Genomic DNA, 26,355 nt, shown 5'->3' with positions numbered 1-26,355 from the left:
TATTTTTTGCCGTTTGTATAAAGAAACTCGGCCTGAGCGCTCGAAACCGGTAACCTATGCAGCTGTTTTTTTGCATATCTTCGAGGTAGCACCCGTGTTTTCCCAATTCGCCCTGCACGAACGCCTGCTTAAAGCTGTGGCCGAGCTGAAATTTGTCGAGCCAACGCCTGTGCAAGCCGCGGCCATTCCGCTGGCGCTCCAAGGGCGTGATCTGCGGGTGACGGCGCAAACCGGTAGCGGCAAAACCGCCGCTTTCGTTCTGCCAATCCTCAATCGCCTGATCGGCCCGGCCAAGGTTCGCGTCAGCATCAAGACGCTGATCCTGCTGCCGACCCGCGAGCTGGCCCAGCAGACGTTGAAGGAAGTTGAGCGCTTTTCGCAGTTCACTTTCATCAAGTCCGGCCTGATCACCGGCGGTGAAGACTTCAAGGTCCAGGCCGCGATGCTGCGCAAAGTGCCGGACATCCTCATCGGTACCCCGGGCCGGATGATCGAGCAACTCAACGCCGGCAACCTCGACCTCAAAGAAGTCGAAGTGCTGGTGCTCGACGAAGCCGACCGCATGCTCGACATGGGCTTCGCCGAAGACGTCCAGCGTCTGGTGGACGAATGCCCGAACCGTCAGCAGACCATGCTGTTCTCGGCCACCACCGGTGGTTCTGGACTGCGCGATATGATCGGCAAGGTACTGAACAACCCTGAGCACTTGCAGCTCAACGCGGTCAGCCAACTGAACTCGACCACCCGCCAGCAAATCATCACCGCCGACCACAATCAGCACAAAGAGCAGATTGTGAATTGGTTGCTGGCCAACGAGACCTATCAGAAGGCCATCGTCTTCACCAACACTCGCGCCATGGCCGACCGTATCTACGGCCGCCTTGTGGCTCAGGAATACAAAGCGTTCGTGCTGCACGGTGAGAAAGACCAGAAGGATCGCAAACTGGCGATCGACCGTCTGAAGCAGGGTGGCGTGAAGATTCTGGTAGCGACCGACGTCGCGGCCCGTGGTCTGGACGTGGATGGTCTGGATCTGGTGATCAACTTTGACATGCCCCGCAGCGGCGACGAATACGTGCACCGCATCGGTCGTACCGGCCGTGCCGGTAACGACGGTCTGGCGATCTCGCTGATTTGCCACGGCGACTGGAACCTGATGTCGAGCATCGAGCGCTACCTGAAGCAGAGCTTCGAGCGCCGTACCATCAAGGAAGTCAAAGGCACCTACGGCGGACCGAAAAAGGTCAAGGCTTCGGGCAAAGCCGTTGGCGTGAAGAAGAAAAAGACTGACGCCAAGGGCGACAAGAAAAAAACCGCTGCCAAGACGCCGACCAAGCGCAAGAGCGCCAACCGTCCGAAGCCGGACTCGTTGGTGAGCAGCGATGGCATGGCGCCGCTGAAGCGCCGCAAGCCGGCAGAACCTGCGGCTGAGTAAGGCGTTTCAGGCGCACAAAAAAACCCGGACACTGTCCGGGTTTTTTTTCGTCCATCAGTTGCCGAGCTGGCCACTGGTGTCGGCGTCAAAGCGCCGCTTGGCTTGATCCGCTGCCGGTCTCAATGCGGCGAGCAGTGTTGCTTCGCTGTACAACCTGGTAACCGCCAATTCCTTGGGTGTCGGCTCGATCGGGATCAGCACGTCTTTACCGTCGGCATGCAGCCAGATCGCCACAACGTGCAGTGCCGAGACAAACAGAACGCGCAGCTCAACGGTTTTGCCGTGCAATTGCGGCGCTTGTTCCGCCAGTTTCAGCGCACCCACCGTAGCTGCGGCATGATCGCCGTGATTCAGCGAGGCGAATTCAACATGCCCGCGCACCTCGGCCAACTGCGCATCGGCAATCGTTACGCCGTCGGCAAACACCAGGTAATGCCAGTCGCCGAGGCGGGCATCTTTCAGGCCTTTGCCTTGGCTCAGGTCATCCAGACTCAGCGAGTAGCCACGATAGGCCTCGCTCAGGCTGATCTTCGCAGGTGCTGCATTGGCGAACTGGCGATTGGCGCCAAAGCCATGGGTTTGCAAAGCGGCTTGCAGCGCCGGACGCAAGGTCTGTACGCCGTTGGAAGGCGCCTTTGGATAAGTCAGTTGCATGATGTCGCCCTCCTAGTTTTTCACGGTGAAGTAAGTGTGGGTCCAGTTGCCGCCGCCGTTATAGGCACGGGGGAACGCGTTCAGCGCGCGGGTCGAATAGCCGTAGATCGAGTCTGCAACCAATACGTAATCGCCATTGGTGCCGTAGATCGTCAGAAAGTGCGCACCGCCGCCGTACCAGGCGCAGCGCAAGCCGACCGGGCGGCCCATGCTGATCTGGTTCTGAATGGCCGACATTTGTAGCGAGCCCTGATTCATGCCGTTGTAACTGCGGGTGGTTTGCAGAGCGGAATCCAGATAGCCGTAGACGTTGCACGGTCCCGGCTGATTGCAGCAGTTGCGGTCGAGCTGGGTGCTGGCCACGCCGCACTGCGTCCAGTTTCCGGTGCCGTAATAGTTGCCAACCGAGGCGGACACGGCGGCCCAGCACCAGTTGGTCTGGGTCTGTTTCTGCATGTTGAAGTTGAGGCTGCCAGCGGCGAGGGCGCTGATCTGTTCAGCGGCCTCGACTTCGACCAGTTGCGGGTCGAGCAGATGGCTGACCAGGCACCTTGGCAGTGATTCGCCGGTGAATCGTGTTGCTTCTGTGGTTAACATTTTTTCAATCCTCCATGAATGAAAACAAGCATCTTGCTTGTGAGGGTGTTGCGGTATTGCTGAGCGATCGGTGCTTAACGGTTGCCATCTTCTGTGGCCGGTTCCGATCTCCTTGCTCGAGGTAACCCTAGTCAGAGATATGCATTAGTGCAAATAAATAAATGCATTAATGCATTTTCAGAAGCAAAAGATCGCAGCCTGCGGCAGCTCCTACAGCGATCGATGCAGGAGTTGCCGCAGGCTGCGATGTTTTGACCTGGCTTTTAGCTTTCGGCTTTTTTCTCAGCCGTACTCAATTCTTTCAACCGCTGATCAATCAATTGGCACTTGTCCGGCAGGTCCTTGCTGGCCGTACCAAGATCCATTTTCTGCAACTCGGCATTGATCTCTTTGGCCTTGGCCGGATTCTGTTCGGTGAGCTTGGCGACTTCCTTGGCCAGTTGTTCACGTTTGGCGGTGGCCTCCTCCGGCGTACAGGCCCAGACGGGCAGGGCGCAAGCGAGGGTGGCGGCGAGGGTGAGCTTGATCAGGGTTTTCATCGGGGCAGGCCTCAGTTCCGGTTAAGGCGGGTTAACCGGTTGAGGCCTTGAGCGCGGGAAAAGTTCAGTGCTTATTGCTCTTCGTGGCAGCAACTCGATTTAGCACCTTGCTCATAACGATCATGATGCCGAACCCATTCCATGATCTCGTCTTCATTCCTGCCTTTGGGCGTGAGATCGAGGTAGTTGTGGGCACCGACCAGCATGTCGAGACCGCGAGCATAGGTTGAGTAGGTGTGGAAAATGTCGCCATTCGCGTTGCGATAAAACACGCTCAGCCCGGGCATTTCTTCCTCGGCGCTGTCAGTTTTTTCGTAGTTGTACGTAGCCTTTCCCGCCGCGACATCTTCTGCCCGGGCGCAAACACCGAAGTCGTAGTTGAAGTCGCAACTCTCTGACGACACCCAATCAAACTTCCAGCCCATGCGCCGTTTAAAGTCCTGGAACTCATTGAATGGGGCGTGAGAAACAGCCACAACGGCGATGTCGTGATGGGCCAGATGCTGATTGGCGCCATCGATATGGTCGCTGAGGAACGAGCAACCCTGGCACCCTTCCTCCCAATCCTTGGCAAACATGAAGTGGTAAACCACCAGTTGGCTGTGTTTGCCAAACAAGTCAGTGAGTTTCAATTCACCGTTCGGACCCTGGAAGTGGTAGTCCTTGTCGACCTTCACCCATGGCAAAGCGCGCCGTTCCGCGCTCAGCCGGTCGCGTTCCTTGGTGAAGGCTTTCTCGTGAATCAGATGTTGCTTACGGGCGGCGAGCCATTCTTCGCGCGATACCACCGGATGATTCTCAATGTTCATGATGATTTCTCCTGCGGGGTTGAAACCGTCTGTTTCAGACTAGTCGTTTAACCCTGCTGAAAATCGACAGACCGCCGGTCGGTCGGCTCGGGAAATGCGGCTGAACGGCTGACAGCCACTCCGGTCACAACCTATGAACGCGCCATAAATCACGCGCACCGGAGGTTGTATCAGGATGACGACTTATAACTGGGATTTGATTGAACGCTTGCTGCACGAAGTGCAGAACAGCGCCGGCCACAGTTTTGCCCCACGGGCCTACGCCGAAGACTATGCCGCGGCGAAAGCCAGCGCCGGCGAGCCGATCGAGAATCTGGATCATCTGAAAACGCTGGCTTGCGACTATGAAAGGTTGCTGCTGTTGCGCGGCTACATCGCACCGCGTCCGGATGAGGAGGGCAGCACGGGTAACAATTTTGTCCTGACGCCGCGCGGTTCCAGCTTGCTGAGCCTGATCGCCAGCAGCATTCCCGGCAACGATCACCCGCGTCAGGTGCTGGATGAGCAGGAGGATGCGCTGGCTGAGGCGACGTTTGATGAAGTGGCGTCAAAAGCCCAGATCGCCTGATTTTCCACAGGGCAAAACATCGCAGCCTTCGGCAGCTCCTACAGAGATCGGTGTAGGAGCTGACGAAGGCTGCGATGTTTTGATCTTCTAATTCTGCTTCGCGGCCTTGAGGCATTTGAGGTCGTTGAAGTCTTTGCGCACCCCTTCGATCTTCTTCAACAACCGCTGCCGCTGTTGCGGCGTGCTTTCGGCCATCAGATCCACTGCTAGCGAGCGTCCCTGCGCCTCAGTATCGGCAAAGGCCTTGCGGTAATCCGCTGTCCATAAGGTCTCGCGATTGACCAGAAGCGTCTCGATTCTCTGTGGGAATTCGGGACTTTTCCGTTGTGCGACTGCGGCACTGAACTGCTTCTGCCAATGGGCGCGATTGGCGATCCATTGCGTGTACTGATCGCCCAGCGCGGTCGACCACGCCATGACCCGCTGCTCCTGCGTGGCGCTCAGTGGCCCCAGCCAATCGTTCAGACGTTTAACCATGCGCGCGCCACGTTCGGCAATTTGCTGCTTAAGCGGTGGTTTCAGGTATTCCTGCTGACGCTTGCGCAAATCCTTGGCAAACGCGTCATTCATTTCCGCCACCTGTTTGTCGTCCAGACCTTGCAACAGCTCGACGGCGGACGGGGTGATTTCCCGCGCTGTTTCGGCGATGGCCTGCTTGGCCTCCACCGTGCGGGCCTGCAGCGCGGCATCGGTGACCTGATTGGTTTCGACCATTGTCTGCAGGCGATCAAGCCAGTCCAGGTAGCCCGGCAATTGCGTGGTGCAATGCCAGCTCAGGTGGTCCTTGAGGCGTTCGTTGAACCAGTCTTTCTGCTCGCCGTTCATGTCCAGGTAATCGCCGAGCGTCCATGGAATGATCACATCGAGATTGCGATAGGCCAGGCCGACGCGACTGCAGGCGCCGAGGGCGAGGGTGAAGATCAGTAGCGCGGCGATGTGTTTGAACCAGCGAGACATGGGCGAATCCTTGCGTGAGCCTGGCTTCGAGGGACTGATTCCTATGTGAACGCAGAATGAACCCGGCAGTTCAGCCGATCAATAGAACGCGCGTTCAGCCTTGAGGGTGACGAGGCCGTCGCACTGACTGTTGTGCCCGGAGTAGGCCGAGCAATCGCTGCCGCTGAGGCTGGAGTTGCTGTAGATCAGGTCGAGATCGACGCCCATGAATGGCCGGGACAATTTCACTGACCAATCGGTAAAGCTGCCGACATAACCACCGTCCACAGCTACCGGCGTGTTCAGTTGGTGGGTGGTGTATTTCATGCTGACGCCGATGCCGAACGGTTGATTGCCGCCAAGATCGGCAAACAAGGTGTTGTTCTGTTTATCCGGGTCGTTGCTGAAGGCCACGCCGAAGCGGCTGCCGAGCAAGGTCAAACCACCGAACAGCTCCTGGCTGTCGAGCGTTTCTACCTTGGGATAGCTGTAGTGGATCATCCCGACTTCGTAACCAAGGGTTTGATCGAAAGGCTGTTTAAAACCGACGTAGGAGTCGATCTCGAGGTTCTTGCCCGGCGTGATGCCCATGCTCGGCGCGTACTGGCCAACGTAGAGGCCACTGTCGTGGCTCAGGTCGAGGCCGCCGTGGAAGGAACCGATTGCCGCGGGTTTGACCAGACCCTGGGCCATGCTACGTGTCGGCGTGGTGCCGAGTTTGAGGTCGAAGTCGCCGAGCTCACGCTGGAAAATCTGCGCGTGCGCGGTCGCACTAGCCAATAGGCCTACGAGTAATAAACAGGATGGTTTGCGCATGCGTCACTCCATGAACAGCGAGGGCAGGGCGGCGGGCCTGCTGAAACGCTTGATCTAGACGCGTGCAAGGATACCGGCGAATGCTCGGCGTTGAAGGCCGTTCGTCGATTTAAAAGGATTTTTGTTTAATGCGGAGGGTATGTTGCGCGGTGCCAGTCCAGACGCTTCGAAGCTCAAAGCGCCTCTGGACGGGTGTAAACCGGGTATTACTTCTTGCCCAGGCTGATCTGCTTGGACGGGCCGAATGTCTGGCCACTGACGCCTTTGGCAATTTGCTGAATCTCGCCGCCGGACTTGAGGAACGCTGCGATCTGATCGTTGATCGATTCGCTGGTTTCAACGGCTGGAGCTGGCTTTGCTTTGCTGGTGGATGCTTTTACACGCATGGCGGCCATTAACCTGTAGAAAAGTAACTCGGCCAGGCATCGTACAGGAATAACTTGACAATTGCTTGGCAAATATCCCCGGGAATAACCAACCTCATTGCTGCATTATTCTCGATTAAATGTTCGAAATATTCGGCTAACCTGCTGTTTTAAATAAGAACATTCAGGTGTTACGGCATTCAGGTTTTCACTCGCGAGCGCTTGTGCCTGCCTGACGAGCGGCACTCAAGCACTGGCGCGAGCAAGGAAAATCAAGGCGTTGAGCGGGTTTCAACAGTGTGCGGATCTGCCGCCCGACGGGCACGCCAAAAACGGGTAGAATGCCGCCCACGCAATGAGGGTTTCGGAAAATGGCTTTAGTCGGGCGTTACAACAGTTTGCAAGTGGTGAAACACACTAACTTCGGTTTATATCTGGACGGCGGTGCTGACGGCGAGATTCTTTTGCCTAATCGTTATATTCCGAAAGATATTCCTACCGAAGATGAAGATTGGCTCAACGTATTTGTTTATCTGGACAGCGAAGACAAACTTCTCGCCACCACGGAAAAACCAAAAGTTCAGGTCGGCGAATTTGCCAGTCTGAAAGTCGTTGAAGTCAACAGCATCGGTGTGTTCCTCGATTGGGGGCTGCCGAAGGATCTGTTGCTGCCGTATTCCGAAGAAAAGCGCCAGATGACCGCCGGCGAATACTGCGTGGTGCATGTCTACCTCGATAAGCACACCCGCCGCATCACCGCGACCGCGCGTCTGGATCGCTACCTCGACAAGACCCCGGCCAACTACAGCCAGGGCCAGGAAGTTGATCTGCTGGTTGCCGAAGCCACCGACATGGGCTTCAAGGCGATCATCAACAACAAGCACTGGGGTTTGATTCACAAGAACGAAATCTTCAAGTTCATGCGCGCCGGCATGATCGAGAAGGGCTATATCAAGGAAATCCGTGCCGACGGCAAGATCGCTCTGAGCCTGCAACCGGTTGGCCAGGAAGCGGCCAGCAGCCTGAACTCGAAGATCCTCGCCAAGTTGCGCGACAACAGCGGCACATTGCCGGTCAGCGACAAGAGCGATCCGGCATTGATCAGCAGCCTGTTCGGCGTCAGCAAAGGCAACTTCAAGAAGGCCATCGGTGCGCTGTACAAGGAAGGCAAGATCGTCATTCATGCCGATCGCATTGAACTAACCTGAGCCTTGGGTGGCCCATGTTGCATGGGGCACACACGAGGTCGGGTCGATGAAAAAAGCGCTGATTGCCTACGTTGCCACGCTGGTGACGTTTCTGTTGCTCGACGGTATCTGGCTCGGCCTGTTGATGGCGCCGACCTATCGCGAACTGCTCGGTCCGCTGATGCTCGAAAAACCGCTGCTGGTTCCGGCAGCGGTTTTTTATTGCCTGTATGTTTTTGGTTGTGTGGTGTTTGTGGTGCTGCCGGCCGTGACGTGGCAATGGGCGGCGAAGCGGGGGGCGTTATTGGGGCTGGTGGCGTATGGCACTTACGACCTGACCAATTGGGCGACGTTGCGCGGGTGGTCGGTGCAGGTGTCATTGATGGATTGGGCGTGGGGGACGTTTGCCACGGCAGTGGCTTGTAGCGTTGGGTTTTTGTTGGCTAAACGACTGCATTCAGATCCATAAGCAGGGTTGATTGAACTGACGCCATCGCTGGCAAGCCAGACTCCCACAGGGTTTTGTGTCGAACAGTGGAATAGCGGACAACCTGTCACTGTGGGAGCGGGCTTGCCAGCGAATGGCGGCGCAGCCGACAGCCATTCACCCCTGCCGCCACTGAAGAACTAAATGTCTTTTCCAGACGGCTTTTTCCCTCTGACTGATTGATAATCCCCGGCACTGTTTTTGACCATTGGATGGCCTGCCATGTTGTGTGTGTTCGAGGTGTTGCGGTGAGTGTCGAGCGGCGCAATGCCGACAGTTTTGCCCTGCAAGTGATGATCGGTCTGTGCCTGATCTGGGGTGTGCAGCAGGTGATGATCAAATGGGCGGCGCCCGACATCGCGCCAGTCATGCAAGCGGCCGCGCGCTCGGGGATCTCTGCGTTGCTGGTGGGATTGCTGATCTGCTGGAAGGGCGGCTGGGATCAGGTTGGCGTGACCTGGCGTGGCGGGCTGCTGGCCGGTGCGTTGTTCGGTCTGGAGTTCTTCTTCATCGCCGAAGGGTTGCAACTGACTACTGCCGCGCACATGTCGGTGTTCCTCTATACCGCGCCGATTTTTACCGCGCTGGGCGTGCATTTCCTGTTGGCCAGTGAGCGACTGCGACCGTTGCAATGGTTGGGGATTCTGCTCGCGTTTATCGGCATTGCGATTGCTTTCGCTGGCGGCGTGTCCTGGAATGACCTTGATCGGCGCATGCTCCTGGGCGATGCCTTTGGTGTCTTGGCCGGTGCCTGCTGGGGCGCAACCACGGTGGTGGTGCGCGCCTCGCGATTGTCGGAAGCGCCGGTGACGTTGACCCTGTTTTATCAGTTGATCGTCGGTTTCCTCGGCCTGCTGTTGATCGCGCTTTTCAGCGGCCAGATCACTCATGTCAGCCTCACCACTGTGGCCGTCGCCAGTGTGCTGTTTCAGGGGCTCGTCGTATCGTTCTTCAGTTACCTGATCTGGTTCTGGTTGCTGCGCCGTTATCTGGCGGCGAACCTTGCGGTATTCTCGTTCATGACGCCGCTGTTCGGCGTGACCTTTGGCGTGTTGCTGCTCGGCGAACAACTGAGCGTGAACTTCATCATCGGCGCGGTGCTGGTGTTGCTCGGTATCACCTTTGTCAGCGCCGAGCAGTGGTTGCGCCGGCGTTTGCGCAAAGCGCTCGGCCAACGTTAGTCGATTGCATCGCCAGGCCGCCGGCCAGCAGCAAACCGCTGCCGGCGATCACTAATGCGGGCTGCAAACCGCCGCTGAAATGGCTGCTCAACGCGGCCAGCAGCGGGCCGCTGAGCTGGCCGACCGCAAAGCAGGCAGTGAGCATCCCGGCGTTGCGCTGGGTGGCGTGCGGCGCCAGTTCCCGCGAGCGCTGCATGACCAGTTGCATGCAAGCCAGAAACGGCATGCCACACAGGATCACGCCCAGTGCCAGGCCAAGTCCGCTGCCCAGCAGACAGGCAAACACCCCGGCCGCTTGCAGCCACAGCGTCGCCATCAACCAGTGACGGGTCGTTGCGCGATCGTGACGCCGCAGGCTCACCAGCAACACGCCAATCGCAGCGCCAAGACCGAAGCAGGGCCAGAACAGATCCGCCTGCCATTGCCCGTGAAACTGCGCATTGGCCATTTGCGAGAGGAAGGTTGCCGGAATGATGTAGCCGACGCCGTACAGCGCATAGATCACCGCCAGTCGACCAATGCCCCGATTCGACGGACTGACCGCCGCAGCAACCGCCGTTGTCGTTGCGACAGGCGTTGGCAGCAGACGCCAGACCCCCAACATCATCACCAACGCCGCTGCGGCATAAATCAGCCACAACGTTGCGGACGTCTGATTCAGCAGATGTGAGACCAGCGCCAGCACCCCCGTCAGAAAAATCCCCAGACCTGGTCCGGCAAATACCAGAGCACCCAAACCTGGGCGACCCGCTGCCGCCGCCAAGGGTTGGCTTAAAGACGTGATCATCACCAGCACCCAGGCGCTCGCCACCCCGGTGCCGAAGCGCAACAGCAAGTGCGACCAGAAGCCATTGGCCCAGAACGACGCCAGGGTCAGCAGCACGCACAACCACAAGCCGCCGTGCAGGCGCCGTTGCACCTGCTGCGGGCGATGCGCAAACATCGCGTCCACCGCGCCGAGCAGATAACCGAGGTAATTGGCCGCGGCAATCAGACCAGCGGCCGTCAGGTCGATCTGCCCTTCGCTGAGCAGGTGTGGCATTTGCGGGGTGAGGGCGAAACGCCCGATGCCCATGGCCATCATCAGGGCCACGAAGCAGGCGGATAAGCGAATCAATGGCGACATGGTCGGGATTCCGTTGAAGGATCAATGACCGTCAGGCTAGGACTGATTGACTTTCTTTAAAATTGAATAATAGTGAGTAACTTGTTCTGTTCTGGAGAAAGGTTGTGGAGTTCAGCCAACTGCGGATCTTTCAGGCCGTGGCCGAAGAGGGGTCAATCACCCGCGCCGCCGAACGCCTGCACCGCGTGCCGTCGAATCTATCGACCCGGCTCAAGCAACTGGAGGAGCAGCTCGGTGTCGAGCTATTCGTCCGTGAGCGTCAGCGTTTGCAACTGTCGCCTGCAGGAAAAGTCCTGCTGGACTACACCGCCAAACTCTTTGCCCTGCGCGATCAGGCCAGCGCGGCGGTGATGGGTGGCAAGCCGGCCGGTGATTTTGCTCTGGGCACCATGTACAGCACGGCGGCGATTCATCTGCCGGCGTTGCTGGCGCGTTATCACAAGCAATATCCAGCGGTGAATCTGCAGGTGCAGTCGGCACCGAGTGGTGAGTTGTTGGAGGGGTTGCTGACCGGACGCCTGGATGCCGCGTTGGTCGATGGACCGCTGGAGTTGGCTGGCCTCGACGGTGTGCCGTTGTGCGAGGAACGACTGGTGTTGATCACCGAAATTGATCATCCGCCGGTGCGTGGCGCCCGAGATGTCGAAGGGCGGTCGGTGTTCACCTTTCGTCGCGGGTGTTCTTATCGCATGCGTCTGGAGGCGTGGTTTTCGCACTACCAGGCGACGATGGGCCGGGCGATGGAGATCGAGTCCTATCAGGGCATGCTCGCCTGTGTGATCGCCGGCAGTGGTGTGGCGCTGATGTCGGAGTCGATGCTGGCCAGCCTGCCGGGGCGCGAGAGCGTCGCCGCGCACCCGTTGGCCGAGCCATTCGTGGGTGCGACAACATGGCTCATGTGGCGCAAAGGCATGGTCGGCGCCAACCTCAATGCCTGGATCGAGGTGCAGCAGGCTGTCTATCCTGCGGCTCAGATCGAAACCCGCGAAACCGCCTGAACCAATGCCGGCGATTCCTGTTCAATTCAGTAACAGATCATTGCGGATTTGGCCGAGCATTGCGTAGGACTTCGGACTATTATCAGTGCGAAGCGGCCTCAGAATTCCGGCCGCTCAGCACCACCCTGAAGGGGGCATGACGATGAAAGAGAAAATTCAAAACTGGCTGCACGACTTGGGTGTTGCCCTCGGCTTGATCGAACCGCCTCTGCAACCTGTACCGATCCGCACCGATGACGAGCAGCGCCGCCGTCAACAACGGCGCCGGTAACGCCCCCGATCCGAGATCAAAGGATTCAAGGTCAAGAGATCGCAGCCTGCGGCAGCTCCTACATGGATTAATGCAGGAGCTGCCGCAGGCTGCGATCTTTTGCTTTTAATGACGGCCGATCTCCAGCAAAAACCGGCTCAAGTCATTCGCGGTCTTCGCGGTCTTGAGCATGCGGTCTTCCTCGGCGGTGAACGCCGTCAGTCCGAATTCATCTTCCAGATGAAAGATCAAATCTTCTATATCAGCTTTCTCCAGGCCCAATTGCACGAGGCTGGTGTTGTCGTTGAATTCATGGGTTTCCAGCAGACGCCGGATATATCGATGCACGGCGGCACGCACGGCAGCTCTTCTCATGGCAGATTTTCTGATTGTTGTTGTGCTTGAGTGAAGCAGGCCTCAGGCGTGGCCGCGTAACCACTCGTCAATCATCGAGCGCAAATGCTCCCCGGAAAAGCTGTCGAAGTGCCCGCCATGCACCGTGCGGATCGGCAACGCCCGCAAACGTCGCAGACTGGCGGCGTAATTCTCAAGATTGGAGTGGTAGGCGTCTTCGATCAGCGGCCCGTCGTAAATGATGTCGCCGCTGAACAGGGTTTGCGTCGCCGCCTCATACAGGCTGATCCCGCCCGGCGAATGCCCCGGCGTGTGCAGCACTTGCAGTGTGCGATTGCCCAGATCGAGCACATCGCCGTCCTCGACAAACCCGGTGGCCGGCGCGGCTTTGACCCGGTATTCGGCGTAGCACAACGGGCAGTCCGGATGCGCTTCAAACATGTCGTCGCCGACGAAGGCGCGGCTCAAATCGTTTTCGCCATCCGGCGCCGCCAGAATGTCTGCCTCGGCGGGATGCACCAGTCGTTCGGCAAATTCATGGTGGCCGGCGATATGGTCGAAGTGGCAATGACTGGCCACTGCCACTAACGGGCGTTCAGTCAGCCACGGCAACTGCTCACGAAGGCTGACCAGCCCTGAACCGCTATCCAGCAACAAGTCTTTGTCACGGCCCTGAACGTGCCAGAGGTTGCATCGGTAAAACGGCCGAATATACGGCTCGTGAATCAGCCGAATGCCGTCACTCAGGTGTTGTACTTCGAACCATTTACCGCGAGAAACAATCTTCATCAGCACTTTCCTTCAGACGAAAAAAACGGGTGTGGCAACCGACGCCACACCCGTCGAAGAAAGCATCAAGTCGTTACATCAGAGCTTAGATCGCACTCGCCACGGTTGCCGGGCGAGGAGAGACCAGGCTCACCACCACAAAGCTCACCAGACCTACAGCCAGGCTGTAGTAGATCGGCGTGTTCGCATCCAGACCGTCCTTGAACATGAACAGCAGCGCGGTGGCAAAACCCAGGCCCATGCTGGCGATGGCGCCGGCGGTGGTCGCACGTTTCCAGAAAATCGCACCGATCAGCGGGACCAGCATGCCGCCCACCAACAGGTTGTACGCCAGCGTCAGGGCGCTGATCACGTCATTCACCACCAGCGCGATACCCAGCACGACCACACCGGTCAGCAGGGTGAACAGGCGGTTGATGCCCAGGCTCGACGGTTTACCGCCACGCAGTTTCGGCAGCAGGTCTTCCGTCAGCGTGGTGGCCGCGGCGAGCAGGCCGGCGCTGGCGGTGGACATCATTGCAGCGAGTGCCGCAGCGATCACCAAACCACGGATGCCGTCCGGCAGCGACAGTTTGACGATGGCGGCGAAAGCGTTGTTGACGTTGTCCAGATCCGGGATCAGCACGTGTGCAGCCATGCCGATCAGCGCGCAAGCCAGGCCGTAGAGGATGCAGTAGATACCCGCGATGCTGCCGGCGTATTGCGCGACTTTGGCGGTCTTGACGGTGAACACCCGTTGCCAGATGTCCTGACCGATCAGGATGCCGAAGAAGTAGATCATGAAGTAGGTGATGATCGTGTCCCAGCCGATGGTGGTGAAGCTGAAGGCAGTCGCCGGCAGTTTCAGCACCAGTTCGTCCCAACCGCCGACGCGGTACAGGCAGATCGGCAACAGGATGAACATCAGGCCCACGGTCTTGATGATGAACTGGACGATGTCGGTCAGGGTCAGCGACCACATGCCGCCGATCGCCGAGTAGATCACCACGACGCCACCACCGACGAGTACCGAAACCCAGAATGGCAGGTCAAACAGCACTTGCAGGACGGTGCCGATCGCCAGGATCGAGGTCACGCCGATCATCAGCGCGTAAGCCAGCATGATTGCCGCGCTCGCCGAGCGGGCCATCGGGTTGTAGCGTTTTTCCAGAACCTGGGTGACGGTGTAGATCTTCAGTTTCAGCAGCGGTTTGGCGAGAAACAGGTTCAGCGCAACGATGCCGCAACCCAGTGCCGCGCACAGCCAGAAACCGGAAATGCCATGCACGTAACCCAGACGTACAGTGCCGACGGTGGACGCGCCACCGAGAACGGTCGCGGCCATGGTGCCCATGTACAGGCTCGGGCCGAGGTTACGACCGGCAACGAGAAAGTCCTCGTTGGTCTTGGCCTTGCGCATGCCGAAGTAGCCGAGCAAGAGCATGCCGGCGGCGTAGATGAGGACGACGAATAAATCCAAAGCCATGATGGCGTGTCTCCGATTGTCTTTTTTATGTTGAGGCCAAAATCATTTCCCTTGTAGGCCTTCGCCTGCTCGCGATAGCGGTCTGTCAGTCACATCTTTATTGGATGTGCTGAAGTCATCGCGAGCAGGCGAAGGCCTACAGGGATCTGCGTCAGGCGGCCTGACGCAGTTGAGGTTTTACTGCGGCTTCACGCCGGGCATCCTTCGGGCCGAACACTTCGCGCGGTTCCGGGAACAGGCTCAGCAGCGTCAGGTACACCACCGAGGCCAGGCCCAGGGTCACCGGCAAACTGATGTCGATGCCGCCGGCCATTTCACCTAGCGGGCCAACGAACTGCCCCGGCAAATTCACGAAGCACAGGCCAACCGCCGCGCTCGGGATCCATGCACCCAGACCGCGCCAGTTCCAACCGTGGCTGAACCAGTAGCGTCCGCCCTGTTCGCCGCGAGTGAACACTTGCAGGTCATCCGGGCAGTAGAAGCCGCGACGCACCAACAGGCCGATGATCATGATCACCATCCATGGCGTGGTGCAGGTGATGATCAGCACGGCGAAGGTCGACACGCTCTGCACCAGGTTCGCCGCAAAACGGCCGATGAAGATGAAGGCAATCGACAGCACGCCGATCAGCAGCGTCGCCTTAACCCGTGACAGCACCCGTGGGAACACGCTGGACATGTCCAGCCCGGTGCCATACAGCGAGGTGGTGCCGGTGGACATGCCGCCGATCACCGCAATCAGGCACACCGGCAGGAAGAACCAGCTCGGCGACACCGCCAGCAAACCGCCGACATAGTTGTTCGCCGCGATGTAGTCCGGCGCCTTGATCGCGACGATGGTCGCGGTGGTCAGGCCGAACAGGAACGGGATGAACGTGGCGATCTGCGACAGCACCACCGCCGCCATGATCCGTTGCTTGGAAGTTTCACGCGGGATGTAGCGCGACCAGTCGCCGAGAAACGCACCGAAGGAAATCGGGTTGCTCATCGCCACCAGCGCAGCACCGATGAACGCGGCCCAGAAGCCTGGCTGACCGAGGCTGACGGTGCCAGCGTAATGCGCGTCGAAAGGACCGGCGAAGGCGAAGATGCCCAGCAGGAATAGCAGGCTGGCGCTCCACACCGCGATCTTGTTCACCCACAGCAAAAAGCGGAAGCCGTAGATGCACACGGTCAGCACCAGAATCGCGAACAGACCGTAGGCCAGGCCCAGAGTCAGATCAGTTTCCGGCAAGCCGATCAGGCGTTTCGCACCACCGATCAGCGCATCGCCCGAACTCCACACCGAGAGCGAGAAAAACGCGATAGCGGTCAACAGCGACAGGAACGAACCGACGATCCGCCCGTGCACGCCGAAGTGTGCGCCGGACGACACGGCATTGTTGGTGCCGTTGAGCGGGCCGAACAGGCCCATCGGTGCGAGGATCAGCGAACCGAGCAGCACGCCCAGCACAATCGCCCAGACGCCGGCCTGAAAAGACAGACCGAACAGCACCGGGAAACTGCCGAGCACGGCGGTGGCAAAGGTATTCGAACCACCGAAGATCATCCGGAACAAGTCCGTCGGACCTGCGCTGCGTTCGTGGTCCGGGATCTGTTCGACCCCGTGGGTTTCAATCTGCGTAAGGCTTTGGTCGTTGTTGTTGTTATTCATGATCTGCTCCGATCATAAAGGCGCGCTCATCGTGCGTGAGCGTCACCTGTCTTGGCTAAGGGGATGGCAGCCCTTCCGGCATTGCGGACAAATGTTCGTGGCAGGCCAGCCAATGGCCTTGTTGTTCTAGGCTCGACGCGTGTTTTTTGAACACAATCGTCTCGCGCTCCTGGCTGAAGTGTTGCTCCCCTTGCATGCGCAGCTCGGTGGCCACGTCATGGATGAAAATCGCCACGTCACCCTGCAGGCTGACGAAGGCGTTGCTCGACGTGCACGCAAGCACCTCGAAGCCATCCTCGGCGCGCCAGCTGTCCCACAAGGCCTGATAGGCATCGCGCGACAGCAGCGGCTGTTCGAGGGTGTAGAAGACGAAACTCGCATCGGCGCTGAACGCGCCGAAGTAAGCTTCGCGATCGTTACGGGCGAAGGCGGCCACCAGCTCGGCGGCCGCTCGCAAAACCTGATCACGTTCGTTCATGACCCGACCCTTAGCGATGGACCACGCCAGGCAGTACGCAGAGCATTTCGTACAGCAGGTTGGCGGCCAGCAGCGAGGTGTTGCCGGTGGTGTCATAAGCGGGCGAGACTTCTACCAGATCGCAACCGATCAGGTCGAGGCCTTGGCAGCCACGGACGATTTCAATCGCCTGAATGGTCGTCAGACCACCGATTTCCGGGGTGCCGGTGCCAGGCGCCCAGGCCGGGTCGATGCCGTCGATGTCGAAGCTGAGGTACACCGGACCACCGCCGACTTTCTCGCGTACTTCAGCCATCAGCGGCGCCAGCGACTTGTGCCAGCACTCTTCGGCTTGAACTACGCGGAAGCCCTGATCGCGGCTCCAGTTGAAGTCGTCAGCGGTGTAACCCTGCGCGCGCAGACCAATTTGCACCACGCGGTCGCAATCCAGCAGACCTTCTTCGACGGCGCGACGGAAGGTCGTGCCGTGAGCAATCTTCTCGCCAAACATGTGATCGTTGACGTCAGCGTGGGCATCGATGTGCACCAGACCGACCTTGCCGTGCTTTTTATGAATCGCGCGCAGGATCGGCAGGGTGATGGTGTGGTCGCCACCCAGGGTCATCGGGATCACGTTGTGCTCGAGGATGTTGTCGTAGGCTTCTTCGATGATGCGCACGGCGTCGAGCAGATTGAAGGTGTTGATTGCCACGTCACCGATGTCGGCGACCGACAGCGAGTCGAATGGCGCCGCGCCGGTGGCCATGTTGTACGGGCGGATCATCACCGATTCGGTGCGGATGTCGCGAGGCCCGAAGCGGGTGCCGGGGCGCAGCGAAGTACCGATGTCCAGGGGCACGCCAACAAAGGCAGCGTCCAGGCCGGCAGCGGTCGGTACATGGGGGAGTCGGAGCATGGTGGCGATGCCGCCGAAGCGCGGCATTTCGTTGCCGCCCAGTGGTTGGTGAAGAATCTTGTCCACGGGTAGGGCCTCATCGTCTTTGTTTTATTTATGTCGGCGCGCCGTAGAGCAGGGGGCGGACGCCGCTGTGGGGCCGATGATGCGAAATGTAGTGCGGCGGAAGAATCGCTACGGGCAAAAACTTAGTTCAGATTTTTCTAAACTAATGGCGAGGCTGGGATTAGACTTTGCGATCTTGAGATTCTTGCCTGGCTGAACATCGCGGCCCCCTCACCCCAGCCCTCTCCCGGAGGGAGAGGGGGCCGACCGAGTTGTCAGCGGAATCTGCAGCGACCTGAAAAAACGAGTTGAACTCAGGATTTGAAAGCCATGGAGATCAGCTCCCTCTCCCTCGGGGATAGGGCTGGGGTGAGGGGCTTTTCCCACAGACACACAGTTGCAAAGCCCGGAGCAGACATGGCCAACGCTTTACCCGACCTGAAACTATTGCGCATTTTCGTCAGCGTCGTCCGTCATCAGGGTTTTGCCAACGCGCAACAGGAACTCAACCTGTCGACCTCGGCCATCAGCACTTACATGAGCCAGCTCGAAGCCGCGCTCGGCCTGGTGCTGTGTCATCGCGGGCGCGGCGGGTTCAGCCTGACCAGCAAAGGTGAGCTGTTCCATCAGGAAACCTTGCGCCTGCTCGCCGAACTCGAAGGTTTCGAGCAATACGCCGCCGCGCTCAAGGGCGAACTGCGCGGCACGCTCAACCTCGGTGTGATCGACTCCACCGTCAGCGACAAGGCCTTGCCGTTCGCCGAAGCCATCGGCGCCTACAGCCAGGAACACCCGGCGGTGCATTTGCACCTGTCGGTGATGAGCCCCTACGAGTTGCAACTCGGCGTGCAGGACAACCGTCTCGATCTGGCCATCGGTGCGTTTTCCACACGCATGAGCGGTCTGATTTACATGCCGCTGTACCGCGAACAACATTGGTTGTATTGCAGTAGCCGCCATCCGTTGTTCAACGAGCGGCGGATTCCCGAGCAAGTCATCACCCAGCAACGCATGGTTGGGCGTGGGTACTGGAGTCAGGCCGAATTGGCCCGCCACGGCTTCAAACACAGCGCCGCCACCGTGGAAAGTATGGAAGCGCAACTGATTCTGGTGCTGTCCGGCGCCTACATCGGTTACTTGCCAGAACACTACGCTCAGGCGTGGGCCGACAAGGGCGATTTGCGCGTGCTGCTACCGGCGACGTTTGGTTATCAGGCACCGTTTTCGATGATCATGCGCCGCGGCCGTAGCCGCGAACCGCTGATCCAGACCTTCCGTGATTTGCTCAAAGCACAGCTCAATCAGGCTTAAGACCGATGTCCAGAATTCAATGCCCGCGCTGCCTGCGCCCACAAACCCATTGCCTGTGCCCGTTGATCCCGAGCCTCGACAGCCGCACGCGGGTGTTGCTGTTGCAGCATCCAAGTGAAGTTAATCATGCGTTGAATACCGCGCGGTTGGCGGCACTCGGGTTGAGCAATGCCGAGATGATTGTTGGTGAGGTGTTCGAGAATTTGCCGGCGCTGTTGAACCGTCCGGGCTATCGGGCGCGGTTGTTGTTTCCCGCTGATGATGCGCAGCCGATGCAGGCTTACGGCGAGTCCGATGAACCCCTGTTGCTGGTCGTTCCGGATGGCACCTGGCGCAAGGCGCGCAAGATGCTGCACCTCAATCCGCTGCTGGCGGCGTTGCCACGGGTGACGCTGGCCGAGGGTGGCGTGTCGCGCTATCGCTTGCGCAAAGCACCGGGGCCGGGGGCGTTGTCGACCATTGAGGCGATTGTGCAGGCGTTGCAGACGCTGGAAGCACCGACGTCATTCGAGCCGTTGCTCAAGCCGTTCGAGGCGTTGATCGAGGGGCAGATTGCGGCGATGGGGGAGGAGACTTTCCAGCGTAATCATGCTGAAAAATAGTCGGTATTCTTGCTGGCCTCATCGCTGGCAAGCCAGCTCCCACAGGTTCTGAGGTGTTCACAGGTTTTGTGGCCGACACGGACACTGTGGGAGCTGGCTTGCCAGCGATGGGGCCAGTCAATTCACCACAAAATCCGGATATCTCTAGCGTTCGCGCATCGCCTCGGTCCGCGCTTTCAGCACCGGTTTCAACAGGTAATCGAGGACGCTTTTCTCCCCGGTAATAATGTCCACCGTCGCCACCATCCCCGGAATGATCAGCAGCGGTTTCACATCCCCGCCCAAATGGTTTTTATCGGTGCGCACCTGAATCAGATAGAAGCTGTTGCCCTTGTCATCGGTGATCGTGTCAGCACCGATCAGCTCAAGCTTGGCGCTCAGCCCGCCGTAAATCGTGTAGTCGTAAGCGCTGAACTTGACCATGGCTTTCTGGCCCGGATGCAGGAACGCTACATCCTGTGGGCGCACTTTGGCTTCGATCAGCAGGTTGTCTTCCAGCGGTACGATTTCGACCATGTCACTGCCCGGCTGGACCACGCCGCCGATGGTGTTGACCTTCATTTGCTTGATCACACCGCGTACCGGTGAGGTCACGGTGGTGCGGGTCACACGGTCATCGATGGCGATGCTGGTGGCGGTGATTTTCGACAGGTCGGTGCGTTTCTCATTCAGCTCTTTCGCCGCCTCGGAACGGAAGGTCTGTTCCGACTCGTCGATCTTGCTGCGGATCTCGGCAATCGCCGATTCGGCGCGGGGAATCGCCAGGGTCGTGGCGTTCAACGAGCCTCGGATTTCTACCGCGCTGCGCTTGAGCCGGAGAATTTCCACCGGTGACACCGCGCCGGTTTTTACCAGCGGTTCGGACATGTTCATCTCTTGTTGCAGCAACGCCAGGCTGGAACTGAACTGGCCCTGCTTGGAGCGAAACTCCGCCAGCTCTTGAGTCTTCTGTCGCAGTTGCTCGCTCAGCGTACGCTGCTCGCTGGCCAACCGACGCTGGCGCTGTTCGTACAGCGAACGTTCGTCTTCGGCGACTTGCGGCGCCTTGGCAATCACTTCATCAGAGAGCTTGAACGGCCGACCTTCGGCCTCTGCCGACAGCCGCTCGACCTGCGCCGTCAGCGCATAACGATCAGCCTCGCTCTCACCCTTGTTCGAGCGAAAGCGTGTGTCATCCAAGCGCAGCAAGGTATCGCCCTTGTTCACCATTTGCCCTTCGCGCACAAAGATCTCGGTGACGATCCCGCCTTCAAGGTTCTGGATCACCTGAACCTTGCTCGACGGAATCGCCTTGCCTTCACCCATGGTCACTTCTTCGAGCACGGCGAATTTGGCCCAGACCACCGCGCTGATCAGCAACGCTGCGGCCAGCCACACGGTGATCCGCGACCAGCGCGGCGAATCCTGCAAGGACGCGCCGGCGGTTTCCGGCATGAATTCGGCTTCGGCGCTTTTGCCGAAACTGTCGAAGTAGCCACGATCTTTGCTATCGGAGGAAGCAGACATGGGGCAACTCCTAGACCGCCGCCGAGCCGACACGGCCCTTGCGCAGTGCATCGATGACCGCTTCTTTCGGGCCGTCAGCGACGACCCGGCCGTTGTCCAGCACCAGCAAGCGGTCCACCAGGCTCAGCATCGAGGTGCGGTGGGTGACCAGCAGCAGCGTCTTGCCTTGCACCCAGCCGTGCAGCTTCTGCCGCAGCAAGTCTTCACTGCTGTTGTCCATGGCACTGGTCGGTTCGTCGAGCAGCATGATCGGCGGGTCGAGCAACAAGGATCGCGCGAGCAACACCGCTTGGCGTTGGCCGCCAGAAAGCAATTGCCCGCGTTCGCCTACCGGCCGGTCGAAACCTTGCGGATGCTGACGAGCGAGTTCGGTAACGCCGGTCAGTTCGGCCACTTCGAGCATGCGTGAATCGCTGATGTAACGTGCGCCGAGCGTGAGGTTGTCACGCAGACTGCCGGCCAGCAGCGGCAGGTCGTGGGCGACGTAACCGATCTGCTGGCGCAGGTCAGCGACATCGAGTTGGCGCAGGTCGAGGCCGTCGAGCAGGAGCTGACCTTCCTCAGGTTCGTAAAAGCCCATGAGCAATCGCGCCAGGGTGCTTTTGCCCGAACCGCTGCGGCCGATGATGCCGACCCGCTCGCCGGCTTTCAGGCTGAAGCTGACATTGCTCAGCGCCGGCGCGTTCTGGCCGTTGTAGTGAAAGGTCACGCCGCTGACGTCCAGCGCGCCTTGCAGTTGCGTGCGTTCCAGCGGCCGCTGTTTGCCGTCGCGTTCCTGCGGCAGGGCCATCAATGCGTCGGTGCTTTTCATGGTCAGTTGCGCTTGCTGATAACGGGTGATCAGCCCGGCAATCTGCCCCAGCGGCGCGAGCACGCGGCTGCCGAGCATGTAACTGGCGACCAGCGCACCGACGCTGAGATTACCGGCGATGATGCTGTAGACCCCGGCGACAATGGTCGCCATCCCCGAAAACTGTTGAATGAACAGCGTGCCGTTGGTGGCCAGCGCCGACAGATTGCGCGCGTGGCTGTCGAGGCGGGTGAGGGCGCCGTGGGTGCTTTCCCATTTGTGCTGGCGCTCGCTTTCGGCGCTGCAGGCTTTGAGGGTCTCCAGGCCACCGAGGGTTTCGATCAGCACCGCTTGGCGTTCAGCGCCGAGGCTCAGGCTCTTCTGCACGGTGTCACGCAGACGTACCTGAATGATCATCGCGAAGACGATGGTGATCGGAAACGCCAGCAGCGGAATCACCACCAGCCAGCCGCCGAGCAGACCGATCACCACCAGCATCAGCACCACGAACGGCAGGTCGATCAGGCTGGTCAGGGTCACCGCCGTGAGGAATTCGCGCAGGCCCTGGAAGTCATGAATGCTCTGGGCAAAACCGCCGATGGTTGCCGGCCGCGCTTTCATCGACATGCCGGTAATGCGCTCGAATAAAGTCGCGGAAAGGATCACATCGGTTTTCTTGCCGGCAGTGTCGAGCAGGTGCGCACGCACCACCCGCAACACCAGTTCGAAACCGGTGCCGATCAGCAGTCCGATCGACAGCACCCATAAGGTCGACGTGGCCTGATTGGGCACCACGCGGTCGTAGGTCTGCATGACGAACAACGGCACCATCAGGCCTAACAGGTTGATCAGGAAACTGGCGAGGATCGCATCGCTGTAGAGCCATTTCGACAGCTTCAGGGTGTCGCGAAACCACGCATGTACCCGTGGCACCAGCGGCGAGCGCAGGTCTTCGAGTTCGTGGCGCGGACGGGCGAACAAGGCTTGGCCGCTGTAGTGCTCGGCGAGTTCTTCACGGTTGATCCATTGTTCGCCGCCATCGGCTTCGCTGGGCAGAATCAGCGCTTTGCCGTCGTCGCCGAAACGCCGCAGAACAGCGGTGCGGCCGTCGTTGAGCAGCAGCAAAATCGGTAGATTGAGCGGCGAGATGTCTTTCAGATCACGCCGCAGAATCCGCGCCTGCAACCCGGCCCGGGCGGCGGCGCGGGGCAGCAGATCGAGGCTCAGGCGTTGTTTGTTGAGGGGCAGCCCGGCACTCAGGCTGGCCCGGCTGACCGTCGCGCCATGCAGTTTGCAGAGGATCAACAGACCGTCGAGTAACGGATCATCGAAGCTCAGCCGCGGATCGACCCCGGAATGGCCGGGTTCCATGCTGGTCATATTGATCGCCTCTGTTGAACGGACTCAGGTTGATCGTTCCCACGCTCTACGGTCGATGCGTGATCGTTCCCACGCAGAGCGTGGGAACGATCAGGTCAGGGCAAAGTCAGCTCCTGCACCGTTTATTTCAGCTCGGGCAGGCGCGCTTCGTTTTTCACTTCGGTCGCGGCGATCGCATCGGCCGGCAGCACCACCCGTTGCTTGCTCAGCAACTGGCCCATGTTCGCCAGCACGCGATACATCGAATATTCCTCGGTGTAGCGGATTTCGGTGTAACGACGGTTGGCGTTGTAGAGCTCGTTTTCACTGTCGAGCAGGTCGAGCAGGGTGCGTTGGCCGAGGCCGAACTGATCCTGATAGGCGGCGCGCACACGCTTGGTGGTTTCGGCGTATTCGCGGGCGGTCGGGGTCTGTTTCTTTGCGTTTTCCATGGCGTTCCACGCCAGGCGGATGTTCTCGTTCAGCTGGCGCAGGGCGTTGTTGCGGATGTCCATGGCCTGATTGATCTGGTGCGCATCGGAGGCCAGGCGCGCCTTGTCGCTGCCACCACGGAACAGGTTGTAGTTCATCACCACACCCACACGCCATTCGTTGTCGTGGCCTTCGTCGCCCTGCACGTTGTTGTTCGCGCCGACGGCGGCTTCGGCATCGAAGCGCGGGTAGAAGGGTGATTTGGCGACTTCATACTGGCTCTCGGCCGACTGCACGTCAGCCTGGGCGGATTTCAGATACGGGTTGTTGTCGACCATGCTCTGCTGGGCTTCACGCAATTCGGTCGGCAGTTCGCCACGGGTCGAGGCCGGCGTTTCCAGCTCATCGGGCATGCGCCCGACCACGCTGTAGAAATTGGCTTCGGCGTCAGACAGATCGACCTCGGCGGTATCGAGGTTGTTTTGTGCCAGCGCCTTACGCGCGACCGATTGATCCGAGTCGGCGGTGCTGCCGACGCCACGCTCGGTGCGCAGGCCGATCTGATCGTTGACCCGCAAGTGCGCTTGCAAGTTGTTGCGGGCCAGGGTCACCAGTTCGCGGCGCTTGAGCACTTCGAGGTAAACCTCGATGGTGCGCAGGGCCAGATCCTGAGCGGTGCCTTGCGCGTAGTAAGCGCGCGAATTGGACACGCCTTTGGTGCGCTCGACCTCGTTGGCAGTGTTGAAACCGTCGAACAGCATTTGCCGCAGGCGCAGCTCGGACTGGGTGTAATTGAGGATTTCGGTGTGGTGATTACCGAAGGCCCGGGTGTTGGTGTTGTCGCTGTAGCCACGGCCATACGCAGCGTTCAAATCGACGGACGGATAGAAGCCGCCCTTGGCCACTTTGACCTGTTCATCAGCCGACAGGCGGGCGTCCACGCGCGAGGCCAGTTCCGGGTGAGTGGCGATGGTGCTTTGAATCGCCTCGGTGAGGTTCATGGCCTGGGCTTGTGAAGTGCAAGCCATGGCCAGCAAAACCGCGCTGCAGAGGGGGGTTAGAACGCGCATGGGTGCATCTCCCTGAGTCCTGATGGTGTGTTACTGTCGCCAAATATTTGACGATATTTTTAGGTGTAGGCGTTTCACTCTTGTAACAACAGAGCTAAGAACATCCTGAAGCGTAGCTAAGAAAAAATTTTCATAAGGCTTATGCCGAAAAAAACTTATGCGCTTCGTAAAAACCAGCACATTGTTCAGCATGAAAGCCTTTGTTTTATGCGCTTTAGGGAGCGCAAAAAGGCTTGAGGAAAGTTCCATTCACTTTGCGACATACGGCGAAGTACTGCTGAAGGGGAGGGACGCGTAACCGCTGATGAGCGACAGATTTTTGTCACTCGAGTGATTCACCAGCGTTACGTAGCGTTAGCGGGCGTAGTGCTTTGATCAGGATGCGGAAGTGCTTGATAGCACTGATGTTTCCAGAAGAAGCCACCTGCGAAACGAACTGTTGAAGGTGCGAGCGTCACCTGCAACAACCCGATTGAGCCATGGGCTGCTTCGCTTACCAGTGCCGACGGTGGTCGGCAGCGGAGGATTTCACATGGCAACGCTCATCGGCACAGTCACTAAAGTCATTGGCCAGGTTTTCGCCCAGTCAGCCGACGGTACTAAACGCGCACTGGTTGAAGGGGATCGCCTGTTTGCCGGCGATCAACTGATCACCGGCGCAGAAGGCGCCGTCGCCGTTCATCTGCAAAACGGCCAGGAACTGACTCTCGGACGCGGCAGCAGCATGACCATGACCGGTGAACTGCTGGCGGGTCAGGCGGCGCATGTCAATGCCGCGGAGGCCGTGACCCCGAGCGACGCGCAACTGACCGACGTCGAGCAGATCCAGAAAGCCATCGCCGCCGGTGATGACCCGACTAAAAGCGCCGAAGCCACCGCCGCCGGTCCGAATGCACCGGGTGGTACACCGGGTGAACTGGGCGGTGGTCACAGTTTTGTCTTGCTGACGGAAGTTGGCGGTCGGGTCGACCCGATCATCGGTTTCCCGACTGCCGGGTTTGGCGGTATTCCTGAATTCCCCGAAGAACGCCACAACGCGGTCATCGACAACGGTGACGACACCCCGCCAGTCGTGGTGCCGCCACCGGTCAACAATCCTGTAACCCTCACTGGCCTGAACGTGGCGGGCGGCGAACTCAGTCTCAATGAAGCCAATCTGCCTGCCGGCTCGGCGGCCAACCCTGGCGCACTCACGCAAAGCGGCAGCTTTACCGTGTCGGCGCCGGACGGTCTGACCAGCCTGAGCATTGGTGGCATCAACGTTATCGTTGGCGGTGTGGCGATCGGCTTTCCGCAATCGATCACCTCGCAACTGGGCAACACCCTGACCATCACCGGGTACAACCCGGCGACTGGCGTTGTCAGCTACAGCTACACCCTCAACGGCAACGAAAACCACGCAGCCGGCGACGGCGCGAACAATCTCAGCGAACAGTTCACAGTGATTGCCGGCGACAGCAATGGTGATACCGCGACCGGCACGCTCGACGTCAACATTACCGACGACGTGCCGAAAGCGTTCGATGACAGCAATGGCACGGCGTCAGAGACTCAGCTGACCCTGACTGGCAACGTCCTGACCAACGACGTGCAAGGTGCGGATCGCGTACCGACCGGACCGGTAACCCCTGGCACTTTCACCGGCACTTACGGCACC

At 59.3% G+C, this 26,355-nt stretch carries 27 protein-coding genes; 10 read left to right on the top strand and 17 right to left on the bottom strand.

The genetic code is table 11. The annotated features are described in order from the left end of the window. Positions 1-94: 94 nt before the first annotated feature. Complete coding sequence (locus tag ACM6JQ_RS07905) at positions 95-1,435, top strand: DEAD/DEAH box helicase (protein ID WP_007914470.1); 1,341 nt, start codon at positions 95-97, stop codon at positions 1,433-1,435. Between the two features lie 54 nt (positions 1,436-1,489). On the opposite strand, the gene ACM6JQ_RS07900 is transcribed toward ACM6JQ_RS07905, so the two are convergent. The 4 genes from ACM6JQ_RS07900 to ACM6JQ_RS07885 form a co-directional block, all read right to left on the bottom strand. Then, on the bottom strand, positions 1,490-2,089 hold the full coding sequence (locus tag ACM6JQ_RS07900; RefSeq protein ID WP_414893517.1) for a hypothetical protein: 600 nt from the start codon (positions 2,087-2,089) through the stop codon (positions 1,490-1,492). A 12-nt stretch (positions 2,090-2,101) separates the two neighbouring features. Continuing rightward, the gene (locus ACM6JQ_RS07895; protein ID WP_414893516.1) at positions 2,102-2,686 is read right to left on the bottom strand and encodes a papain-like cysteine protease family protein; all 585 of its coding nucleotides are present in this window, start codon (positions 2,684-2,686) and stop codon (positions 2,102-2,104) included. Positions 2,687-2,949: 263 nt separating this feature from the next. Next, positions 2,950-3,225 carry a hypothetical protein gene (locus ACM6JQ_RS07890; RefSeq protein WP_007914473.1) on the bottom strand — a complete coding sequence of 92 codons (276 nt, stop codon included), beginning with the start codon at positions 3,223-3,225 and terminating at the stop codon, positions 2,950-2,952. A gap of 71 nt (positions 3,226-3,296) precedes the next feature. Further along, positions 3,297-4,034, bottom strand: a complete 738-nt coding sequence (locus ACM6JQ_RS07885; protein WP_414893515.1) for a DUF899 domain-containing protein — start codon at positions 4,032-4,034, stop codon at positions 3,297-3,299. A gap of 175 nt (positions 4,035-4,209) precedes the next feature. Between ACM6JQ_RS07885 and ACM6JQ_RS07880 the strand changes: the two genes are divergently transcribed. Further along, complete coding sequence (locus ACM6JQ_RS07880) at positions 4,210-4,602, top strand: transcriptional regulator (protein WP_414893514.1); 393 nt, start codon at positions 4,210-4,212, stop codon at positions 4,600-4,602. Positions 4,603-4,689: 87 nt separating this feature from the next. On the opposite strand, the gene ACM6JQ_RS07875 is transcribed toward ACM6JQ_RS07880, so the two are convergent. From ACM6JQ_RS07875 to ACM6JQ_RS07865, 3 genes are all read right to left on the bottom strand, one after another. After that, positions 4,690-5,559 (bottom strand): DUF6279 family lipoprotein, encoded by an 870-nt coding sequence (locus ACM6JQ_RS07875; protein ID WP_007914478.1) that lies wholly within the window; start codon positions 5,557-5,559, stop codon positions 4,690-4,692. Between the two features lie 78 nt (positions 5,560-5,637). Beyond that, the gene (locus ACM6JQ_RS07870; protein ID WP_007914480.1) at positions 5,638-6,354 is read right to left on the bottom strand and encodes a TorF family putative porin; all 717 of its coding nucleotides are present in this window, start codon (positions 6,352-6,354) and stop codon (positions 5,638-5,640) included. Between the two features lie 206 nt (positions 6,355-6,560). Next, on the bottom strand, positions 6,561-6,749 hold the full coding sequence (locus ACM6JQ_RS07865; RefSeq protein ID WP_016985943.1) for a hypothetical protein: 189 nt from the start codon (positions 6,747-6,749) through the stop codon (positions 6,561-6,563). Between the two features lie 341 nt (positions 6,750-7,090). Here ACM6JQ_RS07865 and ACM6JQ_RS07860 point away from each other — a divergent pair, with 341 nt between their 5' ends. From ACM6JQ_RS07860 to ACM6JQ_RS07850, 3 genes are all read left to right on the top strand, one after another. Beyond that, positions 7,091-7,927, top strand: coding sequence for a S1 RNA-binding domain-containing protein (locus ACM6JQ_RS07860; protein WP_007914483.1), 837 nt, complete (start codon positions 7,091-7,093; stop codon positions 7,925-7,927). Between the two features lie 46 nt (positions 7,928-7,973). Next, on the top strand, positions 7,974-8,375 hold the full coding sequence (locus ACM6JQ_RS07855; protein ID WP_007914485.1) for a DUF2177 family protein: 402 nt from the start codon (positions 7,974-7,976) through the stop codon (positions 8,373-8,375). Between the two features lie 266 nt (positions 8,376-8,641). Beyond that, entirely contained in the window at positions 8,642-9,574 is a 933-nt protein-coding gene (locus tag ACM6JQ_RS07850; protein ID WP_095113742.1) for a DMT family transporter, read from the top strand. Here the strand turns inward: ACM6JQ_RS07850 and ACM6JQ_RS07845 are convergent. Further along, positions 9,519-10,700 carry an MFS transporter gene (locus ACM6JQ_RS07845; protein ID WP_414893513.1) on the bottom strand — a complete coding sequence of 394 codons (1,182 nt, stop codon included), beginning with the start codon at positions 10,698-10,700 and terminating at the stop codon, positions 9,519-9,521. The genes ACM6JQ_RS07850 and ACM6JQ_RS07845 overlap by 56 nt on opposite strands. Before the next feature lie 104 nt (positions 10,701-10,804). Here ACM6JQ_RS07845 and ptrR point away from each other — a divergent pair, with 104 nt between their 5' ends. Together ptrR and ACM6JQ_RS07835 are read left to right on the top strand one after the other, a co-directional pair. Then, positions 10,805-11,698 (top strand): putrescine utilization regulator PtrR, encoded by an 894-nt coding sequence (gene ptrR / locus ACM6JQ_RS07840; RefSeq protein WP_007914490.1) that lies wholly within the window; start codon positions 10,805-10,807, stop codon positions 11,696-11,698. 142 nt (positions 11,699-11,840) lie between these two features. Then, positions 11,841-11,969: a PA1414 family protein gene (locus ACM6JQ_RS07835; protein ID WP_007914492.1), complete on the top strand. Its 129-nt coding sequence runs from the start codon at positions 11,841-11,843 to the stop codon at positions 11,967-11,969. Between the two features lie 105 nt (positions 11,970-12,074). Here the strand turns inward: ACM6JQ_RS07835 and ACM6JQ_RS07830 are convergent, their stop codons facing one another. The 6 genes from ACM6JQ_RS07830 to speB all read right to left on the bottom strand — a co-directional run bounded on the left by ACM6JQ_RS07830 (position 12,075) and on the right by speB (position 17,649). Further along, entirely contained in the window at positions 12,075-12,323 is a 249-nt protein-coding gene (locus tag ACM6JQ_RS07830; protein WP_095113740.1) for a phosphopantetheine-containing protein, read from the bottom strand. A 42-nt stretch (positions 12,324-12,365) separates the two neighbouring features. Beyond that, a complete protein-coding gene (locus tag ACM6JQ_RS07825; RefSeq protein WP_414893512.1) occupies positions 12,366-13,091 on the bottom strand; it encodes an MBL fold metallo-hydrolase in 726 nt (241 codons plus the stop codon). A gap of 85 nt (positions 13,092-13,176) precedes the next feature. Continuing rightward, positions 13,177-14,556 (bottom strand): sodium:solute symporter, encoded by a 1,380-nt coding sequence (locus ACM6JQ_RS07820; protein ID WP_007914497.1) that lies wholly within the window; start codon positions 14,554-14,556, stop codon positions 13,177-13,179. A 151-nt stretch (positions 14,557-14,707) separates the two neighbouring features. After that, entirely contained in the window at positions 14,708-16,210 is a 1,503-nt protein-coding gene (locus ACM6JQ_RS07815) for a purine-cytosine permease family protein (RefSeq protein WP_123376290.1), read from the bottom strand. Between the two features lie 55 nt (positions 16,211-16,265). Beyond that, entirely contained in the window at positions 16,266-16,688 is a 423-nt protein-coding gene (locus tag ACM6JQ_RS07810; protein WP_123376289.1) for a YybH family protein, read from the bottom strand. Positions 16,689-16,698: 10 nt separating this feature from the next. Then, positions 16,699-17,649, bottom strand: coding sequence for an agmatinase (gene speB, locus ACM6JQ_RS07805; protein ID WP_003222717.1), 951 nt, complete (start codon positions 17,647-17,649; stop codon positions 16,699-16,701). 396 nt (positions 17,650-18,045) lie between these two features. On the opposite strand from speB, the gene ACM6JQ_RS07800 reads away from it, so the two are divergent. Together ACM6JQ_RS07800 and ACM6JQ_RS07795 are read left to right on the top strand one after the other, a co-directional pair. Further along, on the top strand, positions 18,046-18,939 hold the full coding sequence (locus ACM6JQ_RS07800; RefSeq protein ID WP_007914510.1) for a LysR family transcriptional regulator: 894 nt from the start codon (positions 18,046-18,048) through the stop codon (positions 18,937-18,939). A gap of 5 nt (positions 18,940-18,944) precedes the next feature. Continuing rightward, entirely contained in the window at positions 18,945-19,541 is a 597-nt protein-coding gene (locus tag ACM6JQ_RS07795; protein WP_414893509.1) for a tRNA-uridine aminocarboxypropyltransferase, read from the top strand. Between the two features lie 144 nt (positions 19,542-19,685). Here the strand turns inward: ACM6JQ_RS07795 and ACM6JQ_RS07790 are convergent, their stop codons facing one another. The 3 genes from ACM6JQ_RS07790 to ACM6JQ_RS07780 form a co-directional block, all read right to left on the bottom strand. Further along, complete coding sequence (locus tag ACM6JQ_RS07790; RefSeq protein ID WP_007914514.1) at positions 19,686-21,047, bottom strand: HlyD family type I secretion periplasmic adaptor subunit; 1,362 nt, start codon at positions 21,045-21,047, stop codon at positions 19,686-19,688. A gap of 10 nt (positions 21,048-21,057) precedes the next feature. Beyond that, entirely contained in the window at positions 21,058-23,217 is a 2,160-nt protein-coding gene (locus ACM6JQ_RS07785; protein WP_007914521.1) for a type I secretion system permease/ATPase, read from the bottom strand. Positions 23,218-23,339: 122 nt separating this feature from the next. Continuing rightward, entirely contained in the window at positions 23,340-24,698 is a 1,359-nt protein-coding gene (locus ACM6JQ_RS07780; RefSeq protein WP_095049304.1) for a TolC family outer membrane protein, read from the bottom strand. Between the two features lie 532 nt (positions 24,699-25,230). Here ACM6JQ_RS07780 and ACM6JQ_RS07775 point away from each other — a divergent pair. Further along, positions 25,231-26,355: retention module-containing protein (locus ACM6JQ_RS07775; protein ID WP_414893508.1), on the top strand; the 1,125-nt coding region annotated here is incomplete at its 3' end.

This window comes from Pseudomonas sp. IT-232MI5, assembly GCF_949767845.1.
In the GTDB taxonomy this organism is placed as follows: Bacteria; Pseudomonadota; Gammaproteobacteria; order Pseudomonadales; family Pseudomonadaceae; genus Aquipseudomonas.
The sequence above is the reverse complement of the archived record's forward strand: the minus strand, read 5'-3'. Positions and strand labels throughout refer to the sequence as shown.

What these genes read in the sequence shown, in the direction of transcription:
- ACM6JQ_RS07900 (WP_414893517.1), bottom strand. Translation starts at nt 2,089, where the DNA reads ATGCAACTGACTTATCCAAAGGCGCCTTCCAACGGCGTACAGACCTTG.
- ACM6JQ_RS07895 (WP_414893516.1), bottom strand. Translation starts at nt 2,686, where the DNA reads ATGTTAACCACAGAAGCAACACGATTCACCGGCGAATCACTGCCAAGG.
- ACM6JQ_RS07890 (WP_007914473.1), bottom strand. Translation starts at nt 3,225, where the DNA reads ATGAAAACCCTGATCAAGCTCACCCTCGCCGCCACCCTCGCTTGCGCC.
- ACM6JQ_RS07885 (WP_414893515.1), bottom strand. Translation starts at nt 4,034, where the DNA reads ATGAACATTGAGAATCATCCGGTGGTATCGCGCGAAGAATGGCTCGCC.
- ACM6JQ_RS07880 (WP_414893514.1), top strand. Translation starts at nt 4,210, where the DNA reads ATGACGACTTATAACTGGGATTTGATTGAACGCTTGCTGCACGAAGTG.
- ACM6JQ_RS07875 (WP_007914478.1), bottom strand. Translation starts at nt 5,559, where the DNA reads ATGTCTCGCTGGTTCAAACACATCGCCGCGCTACTGATCTTCACCCTC.
- ACM6JQ_RS07870 (WP_007914480.1), bottom strand. Translation starts at nt 6,354, where the DNA reads ATGCGCAAACCATCCTGTTTATTACTCGTAGGCCTATTGGCTAGTGCG.
- ACM6JQ_RS07865 (WP_016985943.1), bottom strand. Translation starts at nt 6,749, where the DNA reads ATGGCCGCCATGCGTGTAAAAGCATCCACCAGCAAAGCAAAGCCAGCT.
- ACM6JQ_RS07860 (WP_007914483.1), top strand. Translation starts at nt 7,091, where the DNA reads ATGGCTTTAGTCGGGCGTTACAACAGTTTGCAAGTGGTGAAACACACT.
- ACM6JQ_RS07855 (WP_007914485.1), top strand. Translation starts at nt 7,974, where the DNA reads ATGAAAAAAGCGCTGATTGCCTACGTTGCCACGCTGGTGACGTTTCTG.
- ACM6JQ_RS07845 (WP_414893513.1), bottom strand. Translation starts at nt 10,700, where the DNA reads ATGTCGCCATTGATTCGCTTATCCGCCTGCTTCGTGGCCCTGATGATG.
- ACM6JQ_RS07835 (WP_007914492.1), top strand. Translation starts at nt 11,841, where the DNA reads ATGAAAGAGAAAATTCAAAACTGGCTGCACGACTTGGGTGTTGCCCTC.
- ACM6JQ_RS07830 (WP_095113740.1), bottom strand. Translation starts at nt 12,323, where the DNA reads ATGAGAAGAGCTGCCGTGCGTGCCGCCGTGCATCGATATATCCGGCGT.
- ACM6JQ_RS07825 (WP_414893512.1), bottom strand. Translation starts at nt 13,091, where the DNA reads ATGAAGATTGTTTCTCGCGGTAAATGGTTCGAAGTACAACACCTGAGT.
- ACM6JQ_RS07820 (WP_007914497.1), bottom strand. Translation starts at nt 14,556, where the DNA reads ATGGCTTTGGATTTATTCGTCGTCCTCATCTACGCCGCCGGCATGCTC.
- ACM6JQ_RS07815 (WP_123376290.1), bottom strand. Translation starts at nt 16,210, where the DNA reads ATGAATAACAACAACAACGACCAAAGCCTTACGCAGATTGAAACCCAC.
- ACM6JQ_RS07810 (WP_123376289.1), bottom strand. Translation starts at nt 16,688, where the DNA reads ATGAACGAACGTGATCAGGTTTTGCGAGCGGCCGCCGAGCTGGTGGCC.
- ACM6JQ_RS07800 (WP_007914510.1), top strand. Translation starts at nt 18,046, where the DNA reads ATGGCCAACGCTTTACCCGACCTGAAACTATTGCGCATTTTCGTCAGC.
- ACM6JQ_RS07795 (WP_414893509.1), top strand. Translation starts at nt 18,945, where the DNA reads ATGTCCAGAATTCAATGCCCGCGCTGCCTGCGCCCACAAACCCATTGC.
- ACM6JQ_RS07790 (WP_007914514.1), bottom strand. Translation starts at nt 21,047, where the DNA reads ATGTCTGCTTCCTCCGATAGCAAAGATCGTGGCTACTTCGACAGTTTC.
- ACM6JQ_RS07785 (WP_007914521.1), bottom strand. Translation starts at nt 23,217, where the DNA reads ATGACCAGCATGGAACCCGGCCATTCCGGGGTCGATCCGCGGCTGAGC.
- ACM6JQ_RS07780 (WP_095049304.1), bottom strand. Translation starts at nt 24,698, where the DNA reads ATGCGCGTTCTAACCCCCCTCTGCAGCGCGGTTTTGCTGGCCATGGCT.